Raw genomic sequence first — 26953 nt, 5'->3', positions numbered from 1 at the left:
GCATATCATCTATACCATATTTGCCCGCATATCCAGACGTAGCTTAGCGGTGAGATATGAACCAATTCGAAGCAAATCAATCAGCAGCAGACATGAATTTTTAACCATATAAAAATATGGGATTAAGTTTCTGATGTTTGCATAATGTCAGGTAAAATACGCACTTAACTACCATAACGGTTGCGATTGGGCGTAGCATAATAAGTGCTCGTACCACCTTTCGAATACAAGCCGTCTCAGCGAGTATTTCACATAGCCCTCTAACGCTGTGTTTGGTGCGTTAATACGTCCATACCCGATTTTCAAAATGCAGTTGCGCCAGAAGGAATTGAAGACATGCAATCCGAACTAAATCACAACATTCGACATCTTCCATTACCACAAAGTGTCAAAGAAGCCATTACTGCAGCAAGAAAACAGGCCGGTACGTTTTATGCTTTTACCGAAGCAGATACACCACTACTTATTCAATCCCAGGATGGTACGGCGAGCGGTAAAAGCTATAACGTTTTCGCTCAATACATCGAAAGCGTAAATCCAGCAATCAACCCTGGCAATAGTCATCGTAATCTGGTGTTTATCACACCCTTGAAATCACAAATTGACATCCCGGAACAACTCATCGCTCGCGCCCGAGATAAGAAGATTGAATTGTTACCTTATCTTTCGCAAGGGGATATCGCAGATCTTGGTTTTACGTCATGGGTCAAATCTCCTGAAGGGAAAACACCTACAAACCGGGAACGTTATCGTCGCTGGATCAAGCAAGCCAACGAATTGATGTCGGGTGAAATTCAGCTTATTTTTCAACGCCTGAAAGCAGAAGTTGATGCGCGTAATAGTTTGGAAGTACGTCTGGAAACAGAGATTAAAGTAGGGGCAATGTTTGAACAAAAACGTCTGGAGGATGAGTTACGTCTCAATAGTTTTCATTTAGCAGGTCGCTTACAGGAAGCGACTGTGGCGATGCTTAATGTCTTGAATCAGGATCTGACGGTTTTACTTGATGGGGAAGCAACTAATCCTCGATATGCACTGGCTACGGAAATGGTTAAACATCTTTTCCCATTTCAGATTGCACTGTATCGCCGATGTATCCTGCTGGCTACAACGAAAAAGTTCGATGGCAGTGTGCTGTTACTGAAACGCGGTAAAGAAGACGACTATCACCTGAGTTCACAACAACTGGACCACGTTCTGGGCCAAAAAAAAAGCCTCAAAGTAAATCCATTAGGCGAGATTGCTAACCAGACTAATCCACAGCGAATTGAGAGCTTAAAAGAGCAATATTGGATAACCGACGAAGACTCACCTTTTGCACAACGTGATATTCGTTTCACATTAGTTCTAGATGAAGAGCACGAAGCCTACCGTATCTTCCAGCAGAATGTTTGCCAGACATTAATGAACGACGATCAGCAACTTCCTTCGTTACTGGCAATTTTACATCGTGTACTGGAATATGTAGATGAATGTTCTTCAGATGAAAGAGCACCAGGGTATACCCCTCTGAAAAATTATGTCGATGAGATCAACAAAGCCTTATTACAATGTGATTTACGACCTGATTTCGATCTTAAGAAGCTGACCAGACTCTTTAGAAATAGTTTGCTTGATATCGTCGTCGATAGTCGTAATGCTGAGCAGGTTATCGCGTTAATTGGTAATATTTTCAGTTATCAGATTCAGCGATTTTACCGTGAGTCAGATCTTCGTCGTATTCATTTACGTAGTCACGGGCGTCATTCATACACTGAAGTCTATGTTTCTGAAGATGACAAAAAAATTCCAGATGAATTTAACTTATATGAACTGTATCAGACACTGACTGCTCTATTATTAGCCTCTGCCCGGTTGGAAACACCCAAACATGTCTGCGATTTGCTGGCACAGCAGGAGATGGCAAATCAGAATAACCCATTATCAGTTTTCATTCGTAAAGCCCAAAGTATTAAAGGAGATATAGATCATTTATCTTCCAGTGAGCCTCAGAAAGAACAGTTGATAGATGAATTTTTTACCTATTTTCAACCCAAAACATTGTTTTCCCTTTCGCCACGTGAACAGGTAAGAATTGAGGCTGAACAACTGAGGGGGTGGGTATTACTCAAATTTCGGATGGAGTTAATTAAGGAGTTACCCGAAATAGCATTATTACGTGTACTTTATAATACACGTAATACTATTATTTTACTGTCTGCTACAGCAGGATTTCCTGCAACGTATAATGGGCAATACAGCCGCCCGTTTCTGGATAAATACGCCCGTGACTTGAACTATCTCATCAGGCAGCGGGATGTTGATTCTGCCTCGCCCCTGTCGGCGATCCGTGACAACAGAAACCTTCATCGTCCTGTAGCACTGGAGGTATTTGACGATCAGGAACTAGAGTTTTTACCACAAAACGAGGAGTCTGAGTTCAGGAATGCATATCGTTTCTGGCTCAAAATGCTTGAACCATTCTCTACAGCAGTTCAGTTTAATCGCTATCATAAACGAGAATTTCATCGCCAGTTACAGTGTATGTTACTTGCAGCTTATACTGGTCGGCACATTTTATGTATCGGGATCAGTAGCCGTTTTTTTGCGATTATAGGGAATTTTCTTCGTGCCAATAAGTTAAGTGCAAATCCCTATCGTGGGGTTGCCATTCTTGACAATGAAACACGTCGGGGGAATGATTTACCTCGTGTATTTGAAATCACCCCTTTTGCTGAGCGGCATAGATTGCGTGTCGTCATGTTTGATTCAAAACTCAACCGGGAAGATCCGGTAAGAGACTATCTGCAAATTGATCACCAAAATTTAGCAATATGCATGGTTTCCCATTTCCAGGGGGCCGGGACAGGGCTTAATTATTATGTCACTTATCCGGCACCGCCAGAACCCGCAGGAGCAGATTCAGAGCAAATTGACTTTGATGAATTAGCAATGGTCTGCGGTAGCTACTGGAGTCAGATTAATGCAACTCCATCGCGAAACACGCTGGAAAATTATATTACCTTACTCAAGCATTATGCTCATGGAAGTGTGCCTCGTCAGGTTGGTGATTTCGATACGGATCTAGTTGATTCTGATGCGGCCCAATTGCTGAATACTGAACATACCGTCGAGCTTCATAAAATAGCAATGCAAACTATTGGCCGTACGGAACGGCGCGATGCCCAAATGAATGGGATTATTCGTTTACCTTCTGGTGTTCATCATAATGCATTGTGTGTTTTTCGGGATTTGGATCGTCACCCAAATGCACAATCGTTACTTGCTTCCCTGAGTCTGCATAACCACCTATGGTTCAAACGTTCAAAAAAGGATTTATTAAAAGCCAGTTTTTCTTCCGATAGTCAACGTAGCGAATTTGAAAATAAAGTTGCTAAAGCAATAGATATGTATAGCGACTTTGAAGCTGAACTGAAAAATAAAATTCTGCCGCTGGCAAGACAAGGTGATCGAGATGCAATTGAGTTAAATGAAGCATTACGTCACCGGGACAGTTTTACCGATCCTCAGTCATATATAAAGCGTCTTAAACGCAACGCAATTATTAAGAAAAATGCTTACCTTAGCGACTGTGTTAGCCATTTTTATCTGGAGCGTACTGCCGATTTGAAAAATGTAATACTGGCTAAAACCTTAGATGGTTATGGATTAACAGATATTTCAGCTGGAGCAAATCCATACAAACCAGAATATTTTTTACCCCAATATCATGAAGCCATGGCTGAAGAGTCATCCGGAACTGAACAGCGTATTTTTGCGAAGATTCTTGGATTAGATGCCACGGCTTTACAACAACACATCCCCATTCCTTCATTGATGCCACTTCTAGTTGGCAATATTGGTGAATGGCAATTACACCTTGTGCTCCAGGAAATGAAGATTACGCCCATTCCACCACAAGAGCTATCGCACTATCTGGATAATCATTGTTATGAGTTATTTGATGTGTATTGCATTAACAAGAACCGGATTGTTGCAATCGATGTAAAAAACTGGCGAATGCAAGGAAATAACCGACAATTAGCGAAAAAAATGCATAATAACTCATTGGGGAAAGTCAGTGAGTTGCAGAAAATCATTACAGAAAAAACTCAGTTTGATGGTGTTGACGTTGTTTATCTTAATACTCGATATGCTTTAAACAGCCTCAATATTCGTGCCGAACATTCTAACCATAAGGGGATCTGTTATTATAACCTTTTTAAAAATATTTCATCTTATGAAAAAGATAATGGCAAAAATCCTTATGATGCAAAAATAAAATCAGAATTAAGAATAAATCAATACTTACTTAATCTTTTAGGAGTAAATTATGACTGATGTAACTGATAATCAACAGCATAATGAAACGGATGTTGTGATGTCTGTCGAATGGGAGCTTCAGTCTCCAGATTATGCACCTAATGCACGAACACAGCTCTTTGATATCCATGATACTGCAGATATAATGTTGGAAAAACTTCTGCAATTATCCTCGACAAATGATTGGGGAATTGATGTAATCTGCATCAACAAGGTAAAAGAATACTCCATGAAATGGGATGATTTTTTTATTGAATTGCACAGAGAAATTCAAAATTTATTATCCTTAAAACTAGGCGTGAAGAATAACAGGGAGTTTCAGTATCAAACGTTAAAAAAAGCAAACAACTATCTAGTGATGTTTCTTTCACCAGATGCCCGTCCGTATCATCAATGGATTAATGAGTTAAAAATAAAGGGCTTTGATCAATATAAAATTGCTCAAACTGTGCTCGGACTGCGTCTGAAACTACATTTTTTAGATAATGCCGGAAAGTATTTTGATGTGAGTCATGGGGCTTATAACAGCGAAATTTTTCTGGGTGCCGTCGTACAAAAAGAAGAGCCAGATAAGAGAGGAAACTATTACGTCGATGCATTGCAAAGTGACCTCTTTTACAGCCCGGATTATGGCGACCTCACTTTTACCCTGAAAGGGATCTGCTTCAGAGCTAAAGCGGAAGAGCTTGGTCTACTCAGCGATTATGGTCGGATTCTGATTAAGGGTAAAAAATCATTGCAGTTGCTTGAGAAAGTAGATGGTAGAAAATACCGGAAAATGCCCTATATGCGTTTTGCCAGTAAAGCTTATTCTGGCTGCAAAAATCATGCAGAAAATCTGGTTCAGAGCGTGCTCGGTGATATACTGTCTCAGGCTGACATCGCTTTTTCACCACGTGTTTTTTGTGCAACCCACAGTCAGTTAGACTTTTTAACGACCAATATCAAAACACTTCAGCGCCCGTTAGTTATTATAGACAATCTTGATAATGGCGAAGAACCAGAAGCGCACCAACGATTTATTCACTATCTGAAAAAAGAATTAGGTGCAGTAGATATAATTTCACCTCAGGAACTTATTGATCTTGATAAAAATATTAACTATCTGGTGCTGAATCAGTCTAAAAAAATAAATGGGTCCAGCATTTCTCTTGGTGAAGACACCTTTTTAAACTCTACCTGGCAGGCACTGAATGAGGCAAAAGCGGGTAAAAAAAATCTGTTAGATTATTATTCAAGGCTAAAAGTGGATTTCATCCTTGATTTTGAGAAAAATTATCAGCGAGTCTTTCAGGGATGTAATATTGAAGCCATAGAACAGAATAAAAAAGATCCTGTTACCCAAGTGGTTAAAAAAGTTCTTAATCCTGTATCTGTCGCTAAGTTGGAAATGATCCGCAGCGAACTCTGGCTAAAAGAAGCTGTGCTGGTGAGAAAGAAACTTACCGGTTTTAGCATTAACGATGGTGAGTATATTCTTGTCTCAATTCGGTGTTCTTCTTCCGGAAACAGAAGAGGGAATGATTTTTATGGCGTTGCTACGCCCGTAGTATTCAGCCATGGCATAATGAATATCGCAGAGCCGAAAATATATACCGATGAGATCGATTTCCGTAATAATGTTCCAGGGATGAATATCAATTGTATTGATAAATTGCGTGATGATGATTTCTATCTTGTTGATGCAATAAATCAGGTTGTGATTAAGCGATACAATACTGTTCGTATTCCGAGATTATTAGGTTCTGCGGAGCGTTGTTCTCTTCAGGTAGCAGAAGAGAATCATGATAAAATTAATAAATTTGGTGCAGCGGATAAAACATGTTTGCCTTACTACTTAACGCCAAAACCTAAAAGTCATGCTGTCAGTCAGTATCAACAACTCTTTATTGAAAAACGAGGTAACGAAGCATTACTTTTTTGTACTAAAAGCAACCAGCCCAACCAGACTATGGATAGGGCAACATTAGTTTATAATCTGGTGGCGACAACATTTGACGGTAAAGAGGCTGATGTGATGACGCAACCAGCAACTGAATTATTGTTGCGAACTTTAACTTACGATACCACCCGTTATAATGAAGTCAGTCAGACATCTCTTCTGGAAAAAATATCGCGTCTGATGCTGCATAACTAATTTTATCAGCGTTTAATGTGGGTTATTATTGATCGGGCCATGTGTTATGGCCTGAATATTTTTAAACCGGATAATATCGAACCTGTTCGTTCACTGAATCAACTCCGGCAACCTATAAAGCAAACGCCTGGCAGATGGCCAGCCTGCATCCATAAAAATATCCAGACTTTCTATCAAACAGGTACGTCGGTGTTCTTCTTCAAAAATGATTTTATAGTCGGCAAGAAACATCCCCATCATTTTTACCAGCTGTTTCATTCCCATATGATCGTTCTGGAAACCAAACCTTGTTCCGTGACGTAATGCATGGGCCATCAGATCAAAACATTTTGCAGGATCGACAGGAACAAGCGTTTCCAGCAGTTCCAGAAGGTAGTAAATAGTGTGTGGCGTGCTGAAATCACCAATGCGCCGCATGTGCAGTTCAGTTTCGTTTAGAAATCTCTTAAGTTCTTCTTCTGCTAATGGTTTCTCAGGATTATGTTTCCCTTCACAAACAAAGCGAAGTTGCAGACATGCTCCGTCTATAATGGCAAAACAGCGTCTTACGTCTTCCAGTTCGATCTCTGTCAGATCAGTGCGGGGTGAATACTCTTCCAGTTTTTTTCCGGCAGCATCAATAATGCTATAGGCTATATCTAACGCCCGACGTCTGATTCCAATGTCCTTCGGTGTACTCTGTTCGGCATAGCCAAGAACGAATCCATCCCTTAATGTAAATAAAATTTGTTTAAGTTCATGGCTATAAATAGCGGGATCGACCATCCAGCATTGAAGAATATCATATGCTTCCCTGATTTCATGGACTCCCCAAAGAATTGCCAGATCGATGCTAACTATCTTGCGAATGCGGTGCTGACGTTCAGGATCGTTACTAAAACGTCCCAGCAGTTTCTGGATAAGACAGAAAGAACGCGTCGGATCGGTATATAGCAGACGTCTGATTCCATCCCCAGCCATATGCTCTATTATGCCGGTATTGATTTCCTGCTCCACGCGTTCATTCAGGTAATGCCATACGCTCTCCGGAGCAATATCCCACAACCTTAACAGGCGTGTTGATGCCTGAAGACGAACTGCCGGGTGAGGGTCAATCAGCATCCTTTCGATATCAGGTTTCAGTCGGTCATATAGGTCAGGACGTAAAGGAATTATATCCAGGAAAATTCGTGCAGCATCAATCCTCGGTGAAGGAGAGCCCCAGCTAACGCTGTTGGCAAAGTTATCCTCGGTATCTTCATTGACAGTTGGAGATATTGCGCGAGAAGTCATATGCAATAAGTCCAAAAAATGAGGGGTCAGTTCATCTACCTGGTTGTCATTAGCAGGTGGTAATAATTTCTGTTCAACAGCCGCAGCGCAGGCCCGAACAATAACATCCTCCGCAGTTGTGCGCACATAGGTATGAATATTTACAGCATTGAGTTGTTCACGAAGCGGCTCGAGAATGCCAAAAACATCTTCCAGTGATAATTCAGAGGAGAGTGTATTATTTGTCGTTAACCCCAGTGCAGTTTTCGCGGTTTTAACAGCACTGATAAGCATGGCATTGGCTGGCTCATTTCGATCCAGACCTTCGATAAAATCATAAGGTGTACCCGTACTAATGTTGACCGGAGAAATATCGAAAAGCCTTTTATTACCTGATATTTCATCATCCTCCTGCGTGTTTTTCAGAAAGTCCCGAGCGGCTTCATTAGAAAGATTCTCTGATCCAATCGCGTTGAAAAGGCGATATAACAGTCGTTTCTTTGCTTCTTCCGGATAAATATAGTCAGAGAAATTATACTGGAATGCTGCATTCTCCAGCATTTGCCGTTCCTCCAGTGGACGCCGGGCAATTCCTTTGCTGACCAAATCGATAGCATCTTTACGAGTATCTTCGTTCCGGATAAACGCTTCCTGCGCTGCAATGGGCCAGAGAAAATCAACCAGGCTATCATTACGTTCATTTGCCGCCAGAAAGAGCCTGGCCCAGAAGATTGCCAGTGAGGCTTTTTGACGAATAAGTTCTGCGAGAACTAACACGTCTGGTTCAGCCGCGCTTTTCAAATGCTGAAATAGTTTCTTAACCAGTACTTCTCCGTCATGCGCGTGTTCGCCTGTAGGATTGTACGCCCAGATGTGGCTGTGATCGGCTTTAAGAGAGATATCATTCCCGGAAATGGATAAATGCATCACAGGGGAATCGACAGGATGGTTCCGGGCAACGTATCCATTTAAAGCGTTGACGGCAGCATCAACAGCCTGTTCGGGATGTTGTTCGAGAAAATGGGAGAAAAACTCACCGAGGGAATAACGAGCCGATTCATAGTCCTGTCGGGCGTTTGATCTCAGAGGCAGAATTCGGCTGTTCCCCAGCGTTGTTTCCCGTTCTTCGGTGACATCGTAGCGATAGACAAACTCGAATACTTTGGCAACAAACTCAGGTGCACGATCTGCGATTTTCTTGATGTTGTAACAGAGTATGGGTATTTCCTCTGAACCAAAACGCTGGAGACGTTCGACGGAAATAATTTGCTCCAGTAAACGGCAAGATGAATCAACATCGGTATTGATCGTTTCTGCAACGAGAGGTATAGCACTTCTGACAAAATAGCCCGGCTCACTCTGCTTAAGGCCATAAGAAAGCACGGCGCGGCAGGCTGTACCCAGAATATTGCGTAGATCAGGATCAGTCACCTGCTTAGTAAGCGGATGCAGCAAAAATCGCAACGTCTCCGCGACTTTATTGATGTCAGGCGTTAAAGCAGAGACCAGATATACCCACGGAAGCAGAGCCACTTCTTTTTCATCTTCAAACCGAATTGCCAGCGCCCCACAGAGATGACTGAGCGTGGAAATAACGTTCTGATCGTCCATTCCCACACGTTTAGCGAGCCAGAGCAGGTCGTGTTGTGCAACAGGATATTCAGCCGCAATTCGGCCTGTTGAACTACGGATAATGGGATCGCCATCGCTATCATTAACCAGATGACTGACCGCTTGCCAGAAACCGTGATGATCTTCGTTATAATCCCAGATTTCCTGGAGCACAAAACCCAGTGCGGGAGAAAGCAACAACCCCTGAGCCTGCTGCTTAGGGAAACGCAAGGTTCCCGCAATGAGTGCGTCCGGATCGAATGATATTTTTGCCGCAGCATAGTCAAAGAGCAGATGATGACGAAACTGTACCCAGCGATCGTTAGCCTCCCTGACGACAACGCCTTCACGAGAGAGTATATCAATCATATCGGCATCTGCGCCCGTCAACAGGGATGGAGCCCTGAGTGAACGTGTGGCAATCATATGATCAACCAGAGCCTTAAGACACTGCCGGGCGTTCAGCCCATGTTTCTCAACGCGGTACTGCCAGTAGAGTTTTAATAATTCGCTCTGGGATGAAATACGACTCAGATTAATATCCGCATATTGCGAAACCAGGTCGGCCAGCAATCGTGTATTAAACGGTACTTTTGCTAAATCGCGAAGCCTGTCAGAAAGCTGCTTAAGTGCTGCTGTCAGCGCCGAAGATTGTTCCAGTAACTGACTGAATTCGTTATCTGACCAGCGTGGAATAACAATATGGCGAACCGTAGAAAACTGCGTATCGGCACGTTCCGTCACTGGAGGATGACCCTTAAACAGATCGCGAAGCTTCACCCCCATACGTAAATCGAAACTGCGAATGGAGGCAATAACGCGCCATCGCCCCTTTTGATTCAGTACCTGTTCAATTAGGGGACGAAAAACAGCCTCACCTTTCCCCCCACGGGTCGCATCCAGTGCATCAATAATCAGCCAGCCGTGAGACGTACCATCCCATGCTTCAAGCACTTCAGTCAGACAATGATCTAGCCGGAGTTCACGACTTAGTCCTTCTAGTGACTCAACCGAATAGTGATCAACCGCCAGTTCAAGAACATCGTCCCCACGATTGCGCAGGCTACGGGCCAGCGCATTCAGTACGCCACTTTTACCGGCTCCGGGTTCACCAATAATTAATAGCGAGCCGGACTGTATAGCCTGCTCAACTGCATCCTGGCATTCCCTGCGCAAAGTAAGCGGTTGGCCGGAGGGATTATCGATGGTTTCATACTGCTGCAAGACATTAGCAACGTGCTGAGAATGGCGGATAAGTTGATGGATATCCGCCTGATATTGTGGCGGTGCGGTCAGTTTAATTCCTTTTCCTGCCAGCATGTTACGTAATAATAATGCATCACAGCCACCACGTCGGGACATCATCTCCCCACAGGTGGTGACGAGAATACTCAGGGCTGCTGCTGAGTCAGTTTCTCTGGCAAGGCTGCGGCTAAGTCGCATCTGAAGTGTTGATGCGATATTTTCAACATCAACAACGTGAACGACAATCAGACGGGCAAGTTCGGCTAACAGATCTGATGGCCGGGGCTCCGTGGTACTTCGGCCCCATGCGGTCAACACACAGCGTTCGAAAATATCAGACGCTGATTTCTGTTTCCTGTTCATAGCTCCGCGGCTTTGCTGGGAAAGATGGCGTAACGCGGCGGAAAGAACGGTCCGAACAGTCGCTGATGCTTTGGTGCTTACGGCTAAAATTAGCCGATCTTTCTCTGGCGACAGAGGGCGGTTCCACGCCAGAGAACCATCACCATCCCGACAGGTTAACCAGTGTCGGACGAACTGTTCAATTGTCCGGTAAAAAGGACTCTTTTCATTGTCTGAAAGTGGGACGGTTGTTTTTGCCTGAATTGCGAGAAATCCGCCCACAGACGTTGTCACAAGAATATCATCAACTGGCGCTTCAGTTTCGAAACGAAGCCGAACAGGTGTTGCATCTCCTAACGCGAATGATGTATCTAGTCTGTCATTACTCAGGATCTGAGCGGAAAAAAATGCTCCTAATTGTTGTTGAAATACAATACCGCTACTGGTCGCTGCGCCGCCACCGTTTGAGGGGCTATTAAGATTCGTATCAGACAAAATCCACCTTCATATAATGAATGTCGTACTGGTGATCATTTTACGGACTAGCGGTTGGTAAAACAAAGAGATAAAAATATCAACCTGTGTAAAATGGTCATTGCCACACACTGGTATCTCAAATGAGATCTCTTGCCGCCCATTACCAATCGCGATATCCAATCCCGAAATGTTAAAGACGACATACGATGCTCCCTGTGCTCGGCTATACCGAAATGGTGAACTGTAAACCTGTCACAGGGCGCTGTCCCTATGGTTACGATCTCCATTCAAGCACACCCGTTATTTGCTGTTCCCTTCAATCGCTCGAGTGCTGATATTTCCCCGGTGCTAGCCGGATACGGAAGCTGCGCCGCATTTTGTTTATCCGCTCTGTCATAATCCTTTGAACCGCAAAAGCAGTTTTCTATTATCGACCTTCTTACTACCAACTAAGCTCCCGCCTGCACGAAATGCATCATGACCTGAAAGAAGCGCCTCATTTATCAGGATGGTCGCCGTTTTACCAGCAATATCACCTATGAAAACTGGCGGATCTGACTTAGGACGCATTAAGGCCTCCTTCACGCTTAGCCACACTAGGGAAATTATCATGAATTTGACTAAAAATTGTGCGTCCACTGCCATTGATGTTATATTAAAATATAATATTTGGAGGTGCTCTATGTATACAACTCGCCTTAAAAAGGTCGGCGGATCCATCATGCTGGCGGTTCCTCCTGCCGTGCTGAAAACGCTGGAGCTGTCGACGGACAGTGAAGTGGGCATGACCATTGATAATGGCTGCCTGATTATTGAACCCCAGAAACGGCCCCGTTATTCGCTTGAAGAACTGCTGGCGCAGTGCGTTCAGCATGCCGAAATGAGCGAAGAAGATAGGGAATGGATTGATGCGCCTGCGGTGGGCAAGGAGATCCTGTAAATGGACAGAGGGGAAATCTGGCTCGTTTCACTAGACCCGATTGCCGGGCATGAACAAAGCGGAAGGCGTCCAGTGTTGATTGTTTCTCCGGCGTCCTTTAATCAGTTTACCCGGCTACCAGTGGTTGTTCCCGTGACCAACGGCGGAAACTTTGCTCGTGCAGCAGGGTTTGCTGTTTCACTGGATGGCGCAGGAACAAAAACAACGGGGGTCATTCGTTGTGACCAGCCGAGGACCATTGATATGGAAGCCCGGAACGGCAAGCGTCTGGAACGAATACCTGACGTTATCGTGAATGAAGTGCTGGCCAGACTGGAGGCTATTCTGAGCTGAGGCTTTAGGTTTAGAAGGCAAACGCAGAAAAGCAAAAAGCCCGCTCGAAAGCAGGCTTCTTAAATATGGCTCCTCTGACTGGACTCGAACCAGTGACATACGGATTAACAGTCCGCCGTTCTACCGACTGAACTACAGAGGAATCGTTGTGGAGGCTTATCTTAGCGGCGAAAAAACTTTTGTCAAACCCCAATTCCTACATTGGGGATCAATTGATGCTTCTCTCGACAGTTTGTTGCATTTACAGACATTTTAAATGGAAAAAACTTTGCAGCTTTTTTGATTCTCCCTCATCATTTGAAATGAGGTTTCAACTTTCTTCATTAAGGTCCACTTTGAACGTCTCCGCAGCCTTACGCCAGGTCGCATCCCGCACGCCCTGGTATGCCAAACGCAAGCGTTATAAAGTTCTCTTTTGGCGCGAAATTACCCCGCTTGCTGTCCCCATTTTTCTGGAAAACACCTGTGTACTCTTGATGGGAGTACTGAGCACCTTCCTGGTGAGTTGGTTGGGTAAAGAAGCGATGGCAGGCGTCGGGCTTGCCGATAGTTTCAACATGGTCATCATGGCATTTTTCGCCGCCATCGACCTTGGCACGACGGTGGTGGTTGCTTTTAGTCTCGGAAAGCGCGATCGCCGACGCGCCAGAGCCGCAGCCAGACAATCACTGGTGATCATGACGATATTTGCTGTCGTACTGGCGGCGGTGATTCACTATTTCGGTAAGCAGATTATTGATGTCGTTGCAGGAGAAGCCACCCCTGATGTAAAAGCGCTGGCGCTAACCTATCTGGAATTAACAGTGCTCAGCTACCCTGCTGCTGCAATTGCGTTAATTGGCAGCGGCGCACTGCGCGGTGCCGGAAATACCAAAATACCGTTATTGATTAACGGTGGTATGAATATCCTGAACATTATCATCAGTAGCATCCTGATTTACGGCATTTTTTCCTGGCAAGGGCTGGGATTCGTCGGCGCAGGTCTGGGGTTGACGATTTCACGTTACATTGGTGCCATCGCCATTATATGGGTGCTGATGATTGGATTTAACCCAGCACTGCGCATTCCCCTGAAGAGCTATTTTAAGCCGCTGAATCTTGCCATCATCTGGGAAGTCATGGGGATTGGTATTCCTGCCAGTATAGAGTCAGTCCTGTTTAACGGTGGCAAGTTACTTACGCAGATGTTTGTTTCAGGTATGGGTACCAGCGTAATTGCCGGTAACTTCATTGCCTTTTCGATAGCGGCACTGATCAACCTGCCGGGAAACGCTTTAGGTTCCGCGTCTACCATCATTACTGGCAGACGTCTGGGAAATGGACAGATTGCTCAGGCGGAAATCCAGTTGCGGCATGTATTCTGGCTCTCCACAATCGGATTAACCGCCATCGCCTGGTTAACCGCCCCGTTTGCTGGCGTGATGGCTTCGTTTTATACCCACGATCAGGATGTAAAAGAGGTCATTGTCATCCTGATTTGGCTGAACGCGGCATTTATGCCGATATGGGCAGCATCATGGGTTCTTCCTGCTGGATTTAAAGGTGCACGTGACGCCCGTTTCGCTATGTGGGTCTCCATGTTGGGGATGTGGGGCTGTCGTGTTGTCGCCGGCTACACCCTCGGGATCGTATTAGGATGGGGTGTCGTAGGCGTCTGGATGGGGATGTTCTTCGACTGGGCAGTACGGGCCGCGTTATTTTACTGGCGCATGGTCACAGGCCGTTGGCTGTGGAAATACCCACGTCCTGAACGTGAAAAGTGTATAAAACAACCGTCTGCGTCTGAATAAGCGACGAAATGAAGAATATTTCAGCAAACGATCGCAAATATCCATTCAGGCTTTGACAACGCAGACAGGCATCGCTAATATTCGCCCCGTTCACACGATTCCTCTGTAGTTCAGTCGGTAGAACGGCGGACTGTTAATCCGTATGTCACTGGTTCGAGTCCAGTCAGAGGAGCCATATTTAAGAAGCCCGCTTAAGGAAACTTGAGCGGGCTTTTTGCTTTTTAGCTTTTCGGTAAATCCACCTGACATGCAGGTGGATACTTTACAGACTGGGTATTATCAGAACTGGTAGCTGGCGGTGAGGCTGACGTTACGCGGCTCACCATAGACGATAGAGCCTTCGACATTGGTATCGTAGGTTTTATCGAACAGGTTGTTGATGTTGCCCTGGATGGCGAAGTTCTTCGTTACCTGGTAGCGAGTGAATAAATCCACCAGCGCGTAGCTTCCCTGTTCTGCACGGAACGTGCCGTATGGCGTCACGGTATCGCTATACACGCGATTCTGCCAGTTAACTCCGCCCCCCACGGTCAGTGCCGGCAGGGCAGGCAGGTTATAACGGGTGAACAATTTTACCGTAGTACGCGGCAGGTTCGGATTGACGGCATTGCCTTCGTTGTCATCCGCAACGTACCGCGTTGCGCCGAAAGTCATCTGCCAGTTATCCGTGATCGCACCGTTTACTTCGAATTCAACGCCTTTGCTGACCGTTCCATCCATCGCTTTATAGGCGGTGTCGCCATTGCTACCGGCGATTGGTACGCCGGTTGATTGCGCTACGTTATCCTGCTCAATGCGGAATACAGCGAGGGTGGTGGTTAAACGGCTGTTCATCCAGTCTGATTTCAGACCAACCTCGTAGTTGTTGCCGGTAATCGGGGCGAGATATTTACCGGAACTGTCGCGTTTGTTTTGCGGCTGGAAGATAGAGGTATAGCTGGCGTAAGTGGACCAGTTATCATCGATGTCATAAACCAGACCCGCATAGGGCGTAGTGTGGTTTTGTTCCATGCTGTAGGTCAGGGTATCGATACGCCAGTTGGTATAACGCGCGCCGACGATCAAATGCAATGGGTCGGCCAGCGAAATGCGTGTCGCGGCATACAGCGATTTCATGTGCGTGGTATCGTCCTGGGCCAGCGATTGTGGATTCCAGTTGGTTTCCGGGAAGTTACCGTCGTAGGTATAGAAGCTACCTATTTCGTTAGGGAATACATTTGCCCACGAGCTTTCATAACGGTTATTTTGCTTGCTGTAACTGCCGCCCAGCATCAGGTTATGCTGACGACCAAACAGGTCGTAGCCACCATCGGCAAAGAGATCGACGGCATCGACTTTACGTTTCCCGCTGTTCCAGCCTGTTCCACCAACGTAATCATAGCCCGGTCCATAGTTGCCATAGGGACCAATCAGTGTGCCGTCAGCTTTATTAACGTAAGCGTCGACGTACATCATCTTGCTGTCGAACTTGACCTCGGAGTGTGTGGCATTCAGGGTTGTTTGCCAGGTATCCGCGAAACGCTGTTTGAGTGTCACGAAGACTTTGTTGATGTCCTTGTCATTGTAGGTCCAGTCCGGCGAGGTACTGCGCGAGCGGTCGTAGTTGTTTTTGCTGCCATCGGTATTCCAGCGCGGCAAGCCGCCCCAGGTTGGACTGTTGATATCAATACGCTGGTATTCGTAACCTGCCGACAGGCTGGTGGTGTCGCCCAGATCGGCATCGACAATCCCCGAGAAAAACATTTTTTCATTGTTGTAGCGGTCAAGCCAGGAATCGTTATTTTGATAACCTGCCACGATGCGAGCGCGCACGTTGCCGTCTGCCGTCAATGGGCTTTGCAAATCCGTCACATAGCGTTGCTTATTCCAACTGCCGTATTCCGCGGAGACATTCCCCGTGAACTCGCGGCTGGTTGCATGTTTACGGATCATGTTAATCGATGCCGAAGGATTCCCCGTGCCGGTCATTAAGCCGTTTGCACCACGAACTACTTCTACACGTTCAAACAAGGCCGTGTCAGAAAGGGCATCGCCGAGGTTCCAACGGGATTCAAAATAGGTCGGGATCCCATCGACCATGTAGTTATCGATCTGGAATCCGCGAGAGAAATAGCTGCTGCGGTCAGAGTCCGCCTGGCTTTTGCTGATCCCCAGTGTGTTGTCCATCACATCGCCCAGTGTCTGGAGCTGCTGATCTTCCATACGCTGTTGGCTGACGATGCTGACGGATTGTGGGATATCGCGCTGTGTCATCTGCATTTTTGTGCCTGCGGATGTCGATTTAACGCTGTAATCTTGCTCATCACTGGATGTAGCGGAGGCTGAACCATCAACGATCACCGTCTCTTCTGCCGAGGCGGCGAGGCTGGTGCAAGGTAATAACGCCGCCGTAATACAGGCTGCCAGGAGGGATGGGACCATGGCAGAACGATGCTGTTCGTCCCTGTGGTGTGTTGTGAAAGACATCGGAAAGTCCTTGAATATTATTAATATTAAGTTCGAGTCACGTGACTGCGTAATGAACCCTTTGGTTGTTAATTATTTGTCTTGCATGAGAATGCAAATGCGAAATATACGCATTCACATTCATTGTGTAAACAAATGCAACGTATAAATGAAATATTGTTTCAGTACTATGTCTGAGCGATAGCGCCGGGAAATGGTTATAAGAACAGCACTGGCAGGGCTTTTTGCTTAAAAAATCGAGGGTTAAAGTTGAAAGAGCGTGAGTAACTCGCTCATACTCTATACTCGCAGAGTCACCCGGCGTAGCATGACACAACGCATGGGCTCTTAATGAAAAAGGAAAACGTCGTGGCAGAAGAAACTATATTCAGCAAAATTATTCGTCGTGAAATTCCGTCGGACATCGTATACCAGGATGAGCTGGTCACTGCGTTTCGCGATATTTCACCTCAGGCACCAACGCATATTCTGATCATCCCGAACGTTTTAATCCCAACCGTCAACGATGTGACGGCAGAGCATGAGCAGGCGCTGGGACGAATGATCACAGTGGCGGCGAAAATCGCTGAGCAGGAAGGCATTGCCGAAGATGGATACCGTTTGATTATGAATACCAACCGTCACGGCGGTCAGGAGGTGTATCACATTCATATGCATCTGCTGGGTGGACGTGCGCTTGGTCCAATGCTCGCGCATAAAGGTCTTTAATAATGACCAGAGGATGCATTGCGCTTACGTTGGGTCTGCTGTTGCTGGCTGGCTGCCGTTCACACCCGGAAATTCCGGTCAGTGATGAACAGTCTCTGGTGATGGAATCAACAATACTGGCGGCGGGTATCACCGCAGAGCCGCCTGAGTTAACAACGTCTGATATTCAGGCCTCTGCATCCTCACGACTCTATAACGAAAGACAAGAACCTGTCACCGTTCATTATCGGTTTTACTGGTATGACGCCAGAGGGCTGGAGATGCACCCTCTGGAAGCGCCACGCAGCATCACTATTCCGGCTCGTTCGTCGGTAACGCTGTACGGCAGCGCCAATTATCTGGGGGCGCACAAGGTTAGGCTTTATCTTTATTTGTAAGGGGTGAATCTTGAAGATCAAAATGAATCGCTACGCATTGATTGCCGCGCTGGCGATGTTTCTCTCTGGTTGTGTGGCTCAACGTGAGCCAGCGCCAGTAGAGGAAGTGAAGCCGGTGCCGGAACAACCCGTACAACCGCAACAGCCAGTTCCGGTGGTACCAACGGTGCCAACCATACCGCAGCAGCCGGGTCCGATTGAACACGAGGACCAAACGGCGCAGCCAACCCCACGTCAGCGTCATTATGACTGGAACGGGGCAATGCAGCCGATGGTGGGTAAAATGCTGCAGGCCGATGGCGTCAAAGCGGGGGGGGTTCTGTTGGTTGATAGCGTGAATAACCGTACCAACGGTTCGTTGAACGCTGGCGAAGCGACTGAAACCTTACGTAACGCGCTGGCGAATAACGGAAAATTTACCCTGGTTTCCGCCCAGCAACTGGCTGTCGCCAAGCAGCAGTTAGGTCTGTCGCCGAACGACAGCCTGGGAACGCGTAGCAAAGCGATTGGTATTGCCCGTAACGTTGGTGCTCAGTATGTGCTCTATTCCAGCGCTTCCGGTAACGTCAATTCACCTGCGCTGCAAATGCAATTAATGCTGGTACAAACTGGCGAGATAATCTGGTCAGGTAAAGGTGCCGTTCAGCAACAATAACAAACTGACGCGCGATGAAGTTTTGTCGCGCTATTTCCCGCAGTATCATCCCGTCGTCTCCAGCCAAAGCGGTTTGAGCGGCGGGAGCTGCATCATCGAACATCAAACCCACCGTTTAGTGCTGCGCTGTCATCACGATCCTTACGCGCCAGAATCGCATTTTCTACGCCAGTATCACGCGTTAAAACAACTACCTGAGAATCTTGCCCCCAGACCCCGTTTTTATACGCGGGGGTGGATGGCAGTCGATTTTTTTCACGGTAAGGTAGAATCCAGATTACCGGAAGCCGACGAACTCGCAGGCTTACTGTATTATTTGCATCAGCAACCCCGTCTGGGCTGGCGAATCAACCTGTTGCCACTGCTCGAACAGTACTGGCAGTGTAGCGATCCGGCGCGCCGAACGCCGCGCTGGTTGCAACTGCTAAAGCGACTAAGAACCAAAGGTGAGCCGCATCCCTTACGTTTGGGACCATTGCATATGGATGTTCACGGCGACAATATTGTACGCACGGCGTCGGGACTGCGGTTAATCGACTGGGAATACGCCGGAGACGGTGATATTGCTCTGGAACTCGCGGCAGTGTGGGCCGCGGATGAATCCCAGCGCCGACAGTTGGTCGATGCCTATGCCAAACATGCGCATATTGAACCAGATGCCCTGTGGCGGCAGGTCAGGCGTTGGCAGTTGTGGGTGATGATGCTGAAGGTGGGATGGTTTGAGTATCGCTGGCAACAAACCGGCGATCGACAATTTATCAGGCTGGCCGATGAAACCTGGCGGCAGCTAACAATAAAAGGATAAGGAGAGCAGTGTGGGCCCAGTAATGTTGGATGTCGAAGGGTATGAGCTGGACGCTGAAGAGCGTGAGATTCTGGCGCATCCACTGGTAGGCGGGTTAATCCTCTTTACCCGAAATTATCATGACCCGGAGCAGCTACGTGAGTTGGTTCGCCAGATTCGTGCCGCGTCGCGCAATCATCTGGTGGTGGCAGTGGATCAGGAAGGGGGGCGCGTCCAGCGCTTTCGTGAAGGTTTCACCCGTCTGCCTGCGGCGCAATCTTTTGCTGCACTGCATGGGCTGGAAGAGGGGGGCAAACTGGCTCAGGAAGCGGGATGGCTGATGGCCAGTGAAATGATCGCGATGGATATTGATATTAGCTTCGCCCCCGTTCTGGATGTGGGGCATATCAGTGCTGCGATTGGTGAACGTTCTTATCATGCCGAACCCGCGAAAGCGTTGGCGATGGCAACCCGCTTTATTGATGGCATGCATGCGGCTGGAATGAAAACGACCGGTAAACACTTCCCCGGACATGGTGCAGTGACGGCGGATTCGCATAAAGAAACGCCAACCGATCCGCGTCCGGAAGCTGAGATCCGCGCGAAAGATATGTCGGTATTCCAGACGTTAATCACTGAAAACAAACTGGATGCAATTATGCCGGCGCACGTCATTTACAGTGATGTCGACCCGCGACCCGCGAGCGGTTCACCCCACTGGCTGAAAACCGTGCTGCGCCAGGAGCTCGGTTTCGATGGCGTGATTTTCTCCGACGATTTGTCGATGGAAGGCGCAGCAATTATGGGGAGCTACGCAGAGCGCGGGCAGGCATCGCTGGATGCAGGTTGCGATATGATCCTGGTCTGCAATAATCGTAAGGGTGCGGTCAGTGTTTTAGATAATCTGTCGCCGATCAATGCAGAACGTGTTACACGTTTGTATCATAAAGGTTCATTTTCACGTCAGGAACTGATGGACTCGGCTCGCTGGAAGACAGTAAGCGCCCAGCTCAACCAGCTTCATGAGCGTTGGCAGGAAGAGAAAGCAGGTCATTAACGCAAGTTTGGCGAGGATGCGATGATTATCTATTTACACGGTTTTGACTCTAACAGTCCGGGCAACCACGAGAAAGTATTGCAACTGCAATTTATTGACCCGGATGTCAGGCTGATTAGCTACAGTACGCGGCATCCTAAACATGATATGCAGCATCTGCTGAAAGAAGTGGACAAAATGTTGCAGCTTAATGTGGATGATCGACCGTTGATTTGCGGCGTTGGGCTGGGGGGGTATTGGGCTGAACGGATTGGTTTCCTGTGTGATATTCGTCAGGTGGTGTTTAACCCTAACCTGTTCCCGTATGAGAATATGGAAGGGAAAATCGACAGGCCGGAAGAGTATGCTGATATCGCCACAAAATGTGTGACCAACTTCCGTGAGAAAAATCGCGATCGCTGCCTGGTTATTTTGTCGCGCCATGATGAAGCCTTGAACAGCCAGCGTTCGTCGCAGGAGCTGCATCATTACTATGAAATTGTATGGGATGAAGAACAAACCCATAAATTCAAAAACATCTCCCCGCATTTGCAGCGCATCAAAGCGTTCAAGACGTTAGGTTAATCTTTACCGGGCGTTTAGAAAACCAGCCTTCGGGCTGGTTTTTTTGTCCTAAAAGTCTGGGTTGTCTATCTTTTCAGCATCAAAACTTGATACATATCAATTTTGGTATGACCAATGCACCGTTCGTGTTATTCTCAGCCTCGAAGAACATTTTCATTATCGTAACTTGTTGTTAATTAAAGGCTGTGCGCATAACTTTTAATTAACAATTGGTTAATAAATTTGAGGGGGTCACGTTGACTACACCATTGAAAAGGATCGTGATTGTCGGCGGCGGTGCTGGCGGACTGGAAATGGCGACGCAGTTGGGTAAAAAACTGGGTCGTAAGAAAAAGGCAAAAATCACGCTGGTAGACAGAAACCACAGCCACCTGTGGAAACCGTTGCTGCACGAAGTGGCAACAGGATCGCTGGATGAAGGTGTTGATGCGCTGAGCTATTTGGCGCATGCCCGTAACCACGGGTTCCAGTTCCAGTTGGGGTCGGTGATGGATATCGATCGTGAAGCGAAGACTATCACGATTGCTGAGCTGCGAGATGAGAAGGGCGATCTGCTGGTCCCCGAGCGTAAAGTGCCGTATGACACGCTGGTGATGGCGCTGGGCAGTACGTCCAACGATTTCAACACGCCAGGCGTCAAAGAAAACTGTATTTTCCTCGATAACCCGCACCAGGCGCGTCGCTTCCACCAGGAAATGCTGAATCTGTTCCTGAAGTATTCCGCAAATCTGGGCGCGAACGGCAAAGTGAATATCGCTATCGTCGGTGGTGGTGCAACGGGAGTAGAACTCTCCGCTGAGCTGCACAATGCGGTAAAACAGTTGCATAGCTATGGTTATAAAGGGCTGACCAACGAAGCGCTGAACGTCACACTGGTGGAAGCCGGTGAACGTATTCTGCCAGCGTTGCCGCCCAGGATCTCCAGTGCTGCGCATAACGAGTTAACCAAACTGGGCGTACGTGTACTGACTCAGACGATGGTAACCAGCGCTGACGAAGGTGGGTTGCATACCAAAGAGGGTGAGTACATCAAAGCCGATCTGATGGTGTGGGCAGCAGGTATCAAAGCGCCAGACTTTATGAAAGAAATTGGTGGTCTTGAAACCAACCGTATCAACCAGTTGGTGGTTGAACCGACTCTGCAGACGTCGCGCGATCCGGACATCTATGCGATTGGTGACTGTGCTTCCTGTGCGCGTCCGGAAGGGGGTTTTGTGCCGCCGCGTGCTCAGGCTGCGCACCAGATGGCATCCTGCGCGATGAACAACATTCTGGCACAGATGAACGGTAAACCGCTGAAAGCGTATCAGTATAAAGATCACGGTTCTCTGGTTTCTCTCTCCAACTTCTCTACTGTGGGTAGCCTTATGGGGAACCTGACGCGTGGCTCAATGATGGTGGAAGGGCGTATTGCGCGCTTTGTCTACATTTCACTGTACCGTATGCACCAGATTGCGCTGCATGGTTACTTCAAAACCGGCCTGATGATGTTGGTTGGCAGCATTAACCGTGTGATTCGTCCGCGTCTTAAACTGCACTAATACTGGCTTGTAATGCCGGATGGAAAGGTTCATCCGGCACTTTCTTTCAGAGTTCTCTGAATCATGCTGCTTTACCCCCTCTCTCTGCGATTTTCATCCGTAATCTGATTGGCATTATTTACCTTCTGTTGCAAAGTTGTTGCTAATAGCAAAAAAGGAGGAAGTCCCGTGAATAAATCAATGTTGGCGGGTATAGGGATTGGCGTAGCTGCTGCGCTGGGTGTGGCAGCGGTGGCCAGTCTAAATGTTTTTGAGCGTGGCCCACAGTTTGCACAAGTCGTCTCTGCAACACCGATTAAAGAAACGGTAAAAACACCGCGCCAGGAGTGTCGTAACGTGACGGTTACTCACCGTAAACCTGTACAGGATGAAAACCGTATTGCCGGTTCCGTGCTGGGTGCGGTTGCCGGGGGCGTAATTGGTCATCAGTTTGGTGGTGGACGCGGAAAAGACATTGCGACCGTTGCTGGTGCGTTAGGTGGCGGTTATGCAGGTAACCAGATTCAGGGTTCAATGCAGGAAAACGATACGTACACGACAACACAACAACGTTGTAAAACAGTGTATGACAAATCAGAAAAAATGCTGGGCTACGACGTCACGTATAAAATTGGCGATCAGCAGGGCAAAATCCGTATGGATAAAGATCCCGGTACGCAAATTCCGCTGGATAACAACGGCCAGTTGGTTCTGAATAACAAGGCGTAAAATAGCGTTATCCTGAACATTAGCCCCCCATCGCTCAGGCTGGGGGGCTTTTTTTATTAGAAGGTTAAGGCATAGTTCAAACCAAAGGTACGACCCCGGCCTTTGTATTCATATAAGGATGGACTGCCATAAGTCGGGCTGTAGAGTAACGGTGCACGCTGTCCCCAGAGGGTGGTGTACTCTTCATTCAGCAGGTTCTCAACGCTAAAGGTCAATTTACCCAGTGGGAGCTGATAGCTGCCGATAAAGTCCATCGTATTGTACCCATCCAGCTTGTTGCCACTGGCGTCGCTCAGGTCAAATGTCTGCTGACTCTGTACTCGCAGCGACCACGGTTCCGGTGCCCAGCCAACCCATGCGGTGGCTTTAGATGGCGAAGCCAGAGTGACATCCCATTTTTGCCATTTACCGTTTTTCTTCACTTCCGATTTAATGATGTTGAAGTTACTTCCCAGACTCCAGTCCGTATCAGCAATGAAATAATCCACCGCACCTTCAAGGCCATAAATACGGCGATCGTCGGGCTTTACGTTAATGGTCATATCGTCGCGGTTAACGACGATCGATTTATCAGACGTGGAATAGTAAGCGGCGAGCTGTGTACGCAGATTATCGCCGGTGTAGCGCCACCCCAGTTCGTAAGAGTTAACTTTAATGCCTTCCAGGCGTGAATCCGCTACGTTAACGCTGCGCTGGAGCTGATAATGATCGCCAACCAGCGAGTAGGTACCGTTGCCGTAGTATTTTCCGGGGTCGGGAAGTTCCACACCTTGAGAGAAGTTGAACCAGGTCTGCTGGCGGTCGGTCAGGTGTGCGAGGATGCCCGCGTTAAACAGGAAGTTATCATAATCTGCTTTGCCACCCGGAATACTATCTGCAGAGTTCGCCAGGCCCGTTGCGATGCCTTGTTGCTGCGTATAGCCGACAAAATCATCAACGCGGTTTTCAGTCCACTGGTAGCGGATACCGCCGCTGAGCGTAAAGATGTCATTAATGTCGTAGCTGTTTTGCAGGAAAGGCGCAAAGTTGGTGATGCTGTAACCGGGATAGCGCCCGGTGGTGTAGGCCGTTCGGTTATCCATACCGCCGGAGGGGAGGGAATAAGCCAGATCGAAGAATTCTTGATTGGAATCGAATGTTTCGTGATCGGCGTCGATCCCCCATGTCAGTTCCCAGTTTTCCATCAGCTGGCTGTTGAGGGTGATTTTGGCACCAAACTGGTCAGTATCCTGTTGTGATGCGGAGAAACTGGTGACCTTACCTTTGCTCAGCGTAGGGAAAGGATAGAATTTGAGTGATTCGTCACGGTAATAGATCTGGCTGACCAGATTCTGACCGAAGAAATTAGCATCGGAATATTGCAGACTGATCAGATGCCGTTCCGTGCCGGGGATTCGGTCGGAATTGAGGCCACTGCTGGTATTCGCGTTACCGGTTCCCGTCACGGCGGACATGTTCTTGCCGAGATCCAGTCCGTAGTCGTCATCGCCCTGACTTTTGTAGTACTGCGTAACCAGCTGCAGCTGGCGGTCGTCATCAAGCTCAATCGTCCCGGTACCCATCAGGTCCAGGCGATCGGAATGCTGCAGCCCGGTTTGGGTATTATCGAGCATTAAGGCATCGTGGTTGGCATCATACCAACCACCAAATCGTTGATAAGCGACAGACATGCGTCCGGATGCGCGGTCGGTTCCTCCGCTAACTGCGGCGGCAACCCGTTCGTCATGATCGTTACTGTTGTTGAATCCGCTTTTGCTGCCCAGCTCGAGTTCAACTTCACGCTCAGGCTGACCTTTTTTGGTGACGATGTTGATCAAACCACCGGTACTTCCGCCGCCGTACAGCGATGTTGCCCCGGAGATGACTTCAATGTGTGCAATATTAAACGGATCAATGGAGTCGAGCTGACGGCTGTCAGTGCGGGAAGAGTTGAGACGAACACCGTCAATAAGCACAACGATGGCGCGACCACGCATGTTCATCCCGTAGTTGGTCCGTCCCTGGCTGCTGACGTCGATTCCGGGGATCAACTGAGCAAGAACATCCTTAAACTCTTTCCCCCCCTGAACCTGCTGTTCAATCTCTCTACCTTCGATAACCCATGTAGTTTGTGCCATTTGAGACACGGTACGTTGACTACGGTTGGCGCTGACGATGAGATCTTCTTCTTCTGCTGCCATTGCCGGTAGGGTTAAAGACAGTAACAGAGGATTGAGCACCCAGAGATGCTTATTCATTTGTATTCCTTATAAAATTTGTTGGTCTGTTTTTATTTTTACGGCGATAGAAACCGATCGTTACATTATGAAATGGGCATTAAAACAAATGCGAATATTGCTGATAATGATTGACATTATCAATGTATTTTACAAAAGAAATGCATTAACCCAATGAAAACAATAAAGAATGTAGGGGTTAAGAAGTGCCGTTATCACCGGGAACGGCGTAAGATCCCGGTGATGACAGTAAGACGTGGGGAGTGTGGAGAAGGTTAATCTTTAATCAGTTCAGGCCACAATCGTAACGTGGTGTGCGCGATCTGCATCAGTTTTTCGAATGTGGCTCCTTCGCGGGCGCTGATCGACATACCCTGCAAAATACAGTTCAGATACTCAGCCAACTTTTGTACATCGCAGTGTGCCGGTATTTCACCATGTTCCTGTCGTTGATGCAGAAACTGAGCCAGCGTCTGCTCCTGCATGGCGTGACGAGATTTAACCGTGTGCGCAATGTCCCGGGAGGAGGCGGCCAGCGTAGCGGATGTGTTAATCATAAAACATCCCGCGGGCGTGTCTTTGCTGGTGAAGCAGGTCGCTATTGCGGTGAAATAGTCCTCAAGTGCGGATTCGAGGCTTTTTTCTTCACAAAACAGTTGGGCTTCGTGTTTTGCCGCGAAGCGACTGATATAGCGGTCCAGCACGGCACGAAACAGTCCTTCCTTATTGGTAAATTCTGCATACAGCGTAGGCGCTTTTGCCCCGGTTGCTTCTACGAGATCGGCGAGCGATGTCGCTTCATATCCGTGCTGCCAGAAGAGTGTCATGGCCTTATCAAGCGCGGCTTCCCTGTCGAACACTTTTGGTCGGCCACGGCTTTTTTTTGCACAACTTGTCGTTTCAGTTGTCATGGTGCCGTTGTACCTGGTTGGGTTTATTGAATAACCATTATAAAAATAATCGTGCAGACACTCCAGTGCATTCACGATAAAAATAATTCAATGCTATTGATATGAAAAATAAGGCCTTTATGTTTTAAATAACAATCGTTATAAAAAAATGTTGACGTGTGACCTGGATCACATCTATGATTTACCTATCGATCGTTAAGTTAATCGCTTACGGCATACATTCATCTGCTAAAGGTCACTATCATGAAAAACGTAATAACTCTTTTTGTCGCTGCTGTCCTGAGCTCACTTTCATTTGCAAGCTTTGCCGCTGTTGAAGTTCAGGCTACACCTGCAGGCCAACAGAAAGTCGGTATTATCTCTGCCAACGCCGGGACTAACTTAGGTTCTCTGGAAGATCAACTGGCACAGAAAGCCGATGAAATGGGTGCGAAGTCATTCCGTATTACTTCTGTTACCGGTCCTAACACCCTTCACGGGACTGCAGTTATCTACAAATAAGTTGTAAACCCTCGCATGCCACTGCGAATTCAATAAA

General features: G+C 47.3%; 20 protein-coding genes and 2 tRNA genes. 16 read left to right on the top strand and 6 right to left on the bottom strand.

Features of this window, described 5'->3' with window-relative positions; all coding sequences use genetic code 11:
- Positions 1–336 precede the first annotated feature (336 nt).
- On the top strand, positions 337–4320 hold the full coding sequence (locus tag NNO03_RS04550; RefSeq protein ID WP_271448932.1) for a hypothetical protein: 3984 nt from the start codon (positions 337–339) through the stop codon (positions 4318–4320).
- Positions 4313–6439 carry a hypothetical protein gene (locus NNO03_RS04545; protein ID WP_271448931.1) on the top strand — a complete coding sequence of 709 codons (2127 nt, stop codon included), beginning with the start codon at positions 4313–4315 and terminating at the stop codon, positions 6437–6439. Before NNO03_RS04550 ends, NNO03_RS04545 begins: the two co-directional genes overlap by 8 nt.
- 90 nt (positions 6440–6529) lie before the next feature.
- Here NNO03_RS04545 and NNO03_RS04540 read toward each other — a convergent pair whose 3' ends face one another.
- On the bottom strand, positions 6530–11383 hold the full coding sequence (locus NNO03_RS04540; RefSeq protein ID WP_271448930.1) for an ATP-binding protein: 4854 nt from the start codon (positions 11381–11383) through the stop codon (positions 6530–6532).
- Between the two features lie 375 nt (positions 11384–11758).
- Positions 11759–11935, bottom strand: a complete 177-nt coding sequence (locus tag NNO03_RS04535; RefSeq protein ID WP_226791914.1) for a hypothetical protein — start codon at positions 11933–11935, stop codon at positions 11759–11761.
- A gap of 112 nt (positions 11936–12047) precedes the next feature.
- Between NNO03_RS04535 and NNO03_RS04530 the strand changes: the two genes are divergently transcribed.
- Together NNO03_RS04530 and NNO03_RS04525 are read left to right on the top strand one after the other, a co-directional pair.
- Positions 12048–12305, top strand: coding sequence for an antitoxin (locus NNO03_RS04530; RefSeq protein WP_271448929.1), 258 nt, complete (start codon positions 12048–12050; stop codon positions 12303–12305).
- Positions 12306–12638 (top strand): type II toxin-antitoxin system PemK/MazF family toxin, encoded by a 333-nt coding sequence (locus NNO03_RS04525; protein ID WP_267456801.1) that lies wholly within the window; start codon positions 12306–12308, stop codon positions 12636–12638.
- Positions 12639–12704: 66 nt separating this feature from the next.
- Here the strand turns inward: NNO03_RS04525 and NNO03_RS04520 are convergent.
- Positions 12705–12780 (bottom strand) — tRNA-Asn (locus NNO03_RS04520).
- A 6-nt stretch (positions 12781–12786) separates the two neighbouring features.
- Here NNO03_RS04520 and NNO03_RS22775 point away from each other — a divergent pair.
- The 3 genes from NNO03_RS22775 to NNO03_RS04510 all read left to right on the top strand — a co-directional run bounded on the left by NNO03_RS22775 (position 12787) and on the right by NNO03_RS04510 (position 14603).
- Complete coding sequence (locus NNO03_RS22775) at positions 12787–12894, top strand: DUF5951 family protein (protein ID WP_353655416.1); 108 nt, start codon at positions 12787–12789, stop codon at positions 12892–12894.
- Positions 12895–12940: 46 nt separating this feature from the next.
- Positions 12941–14428: an EmmdR/YeeO family multidrug/toxin efflux MATE transporter gene (locus NNO03_RS04515; protein WP_333908915.1), complete on the top strand. Its 1488-nt coding sequence runs from the start codon at positions 12941–12943 to the stop codon at positions 14426–14428.
- A gap of 99 nt (positions 14429–14527) precedes the next feature.
- Positions 14528–14603 (top strand) — tRNA-Asn (locus NNO03_RS04510).
- 104 nt (positions 14604–14707) lie between these two features.
- Here the strand turns inward: NNO03_RS04510 and fhuE are convergent.
- Positions 14708–16894 (bottom strand): ferric-rhodotorulic acid/ferric-coprogen receptor FhuE, encoded by a 2187-nt coding sequence (gene fhuE, locus NNO03_RS04505; protein ID WP_271448927.1) that lies wholly within the window; start codon positions 16892–16894, stop codon positions 14708–14710.
- 348 nt (positions 16895–17242) lie between these two features.
- On the opposite strand from fhuE, the gene hinT reads away from it, so the two are divergent.
- The 8 genes from hinT to NNO03_RS04465 all read left to right on the top strand — a co-directional run bounded on the left by hinT (position 17243) and on the right by NNO03_RS04465 (position 23288).
- Positions 17243–17602, top strand: coding sequence for a purine nucleoside phosphoramidase (hinT, locus tag NNO03_RS04500; protein ID WP_005121105.1), 360 nt, complete (start codon positions 17243–17245; stop codon positions 17600–17602).
- 2 nt (positions 17603–17604) lie between these two features.
- Positions 17605–17979, top strand: coding sequence for a YcfL family protein (locus tag NNO03_RS04495; RefSeq protein ID WP_137382959.1), 375 nt, complete (start codon positions 17605–17607; stop codon positions 17977–17979).
- 22 nt (positions 17980–18001) lie between these two features.
- Complete coding sequence (lpoB, locus tag NNO03_RS04490) at positions 18002–18634, top strand: penicillin-binding protein activator LpoB (protein WP_271448995.1); 633 nt, start codon at positions 18002–18004, stop codon at positions 18632–18634.
- Positions 18615–19439 (top strand): thiamine kinase, encoded by an 825-nt coding sequence (thiK, locus tag NNO03_RS04485; RefSeq protein ID WP_271448926.1) that lies wholly within the window; start codon positions 18615–18617, stop codon positions 19437–19439. Before lpoB ends, thiK begins: the two co-directional genes overlap by 20 nt.
- Before the next feature lie 10 nt (positions 19440–19449).
- Positions 19450–20475, top strand: coding sequence for a beta-N-acetylhexosaminidase (gene nagZ / locus NNO03_RS04480; RefSeq protein WP_137382957.1), 1026 nt, complete (start codon positions 19450–19452; stop codon positions 20473–20475).
- A gap of 21 nt (positions 20476–20496) precedes the next feature.
- Positions 20497–21039: an alpha/beta hydrolase YcfP gene (gene ycfP, locus NNO03_RS04475; RefSeq protein ID WP_137382956.1), complete on the top strand. Its 543-nt coding sequence runs from the start codon at positions 20497–20499 to the stop codon at positions 21037–21039.
- Between the two features lie 236 nt (positions 21040–21275).
- Complete coding sequence (gene ndh, locus NNO03_RS04470; protein WP_271440880.1) at positions 21276–22580, top strand: NADH-quinone dehydrogenase; 1305 nt, start codon at positions 21276–21278, stop codon at positions 22578–22580.
- A 168-nt stretch (positions 22581–22748) separates the two neighbouring features.
- A complete protein-coding gene (locus NNO03_RS04465; RefSeq protein ID WP_048211960.1) occupies positions 22749–23288 on the top strand; it encodes a glycine zipper 2TM domain-containing protein in 540 nt (179 codons plus the stop codon).
- Between the two features lie 56 nt (positions 23289–23344).
- Here NNO03_RS04465 and NNO03_RS04460 read toward each other — a convergent pair whose 3' ends face one another.
- Positions 23345–25525, bottom strand: coding sequence for a TonB-dependent siderophore receptor (locus NNO03_RS04460; protein WP_271448925.1), 2181 nt, complete (start codon positions 25523–25525; stop codon positions 23345–23347).
- A 254-nt stretch (positions 25526–25779) separates the two neighbouring features.
- Complete coding sequence (gene comR / locus NNO03_RS04455) at positions 25780–26415, bottom strand: TetR family copper-responsive transcriptional repressor ComR (protein WP_271448924.1); 636 nt, start codon at positions 26413–26415, stop codon at positions 25780–25782.
- 243 nt (positions 26416–26658) lie between these two features.
- Between comR and bhsA the strand changes: the two genes are divergently transcribed.
- Positions 26659–26916: a multiple stress resistance protein BhsA gene (bhsA, locus tag NNO03_RS04450; RefSeq protein WP_271448923.1), complete on the top strand. Its 258-nt coding sequence runs from the start codon at positions 26659–26661 to the stop codon at positions 26914–26916.
- The last annotated feature ends 37 nt before the right edge of the window (positions 26917–26953 follow it).

Origin of the sequence: Citrobacter sp. Igbk 16, from assembly GCF_028069755.1 — a bacterium.
Taxonomy (GTDB): domain Bacteria; phylum Pseudomonadota; class Gammaproteobacteria; order Enterobacterales; family Enterobacteriaceae; genus Citrobacter.
The sequence above is the reverse complement of the archived record's forward strand: the minus strand, read 5'-3'. Positions and strand labels throughout refer to the sequence as shown.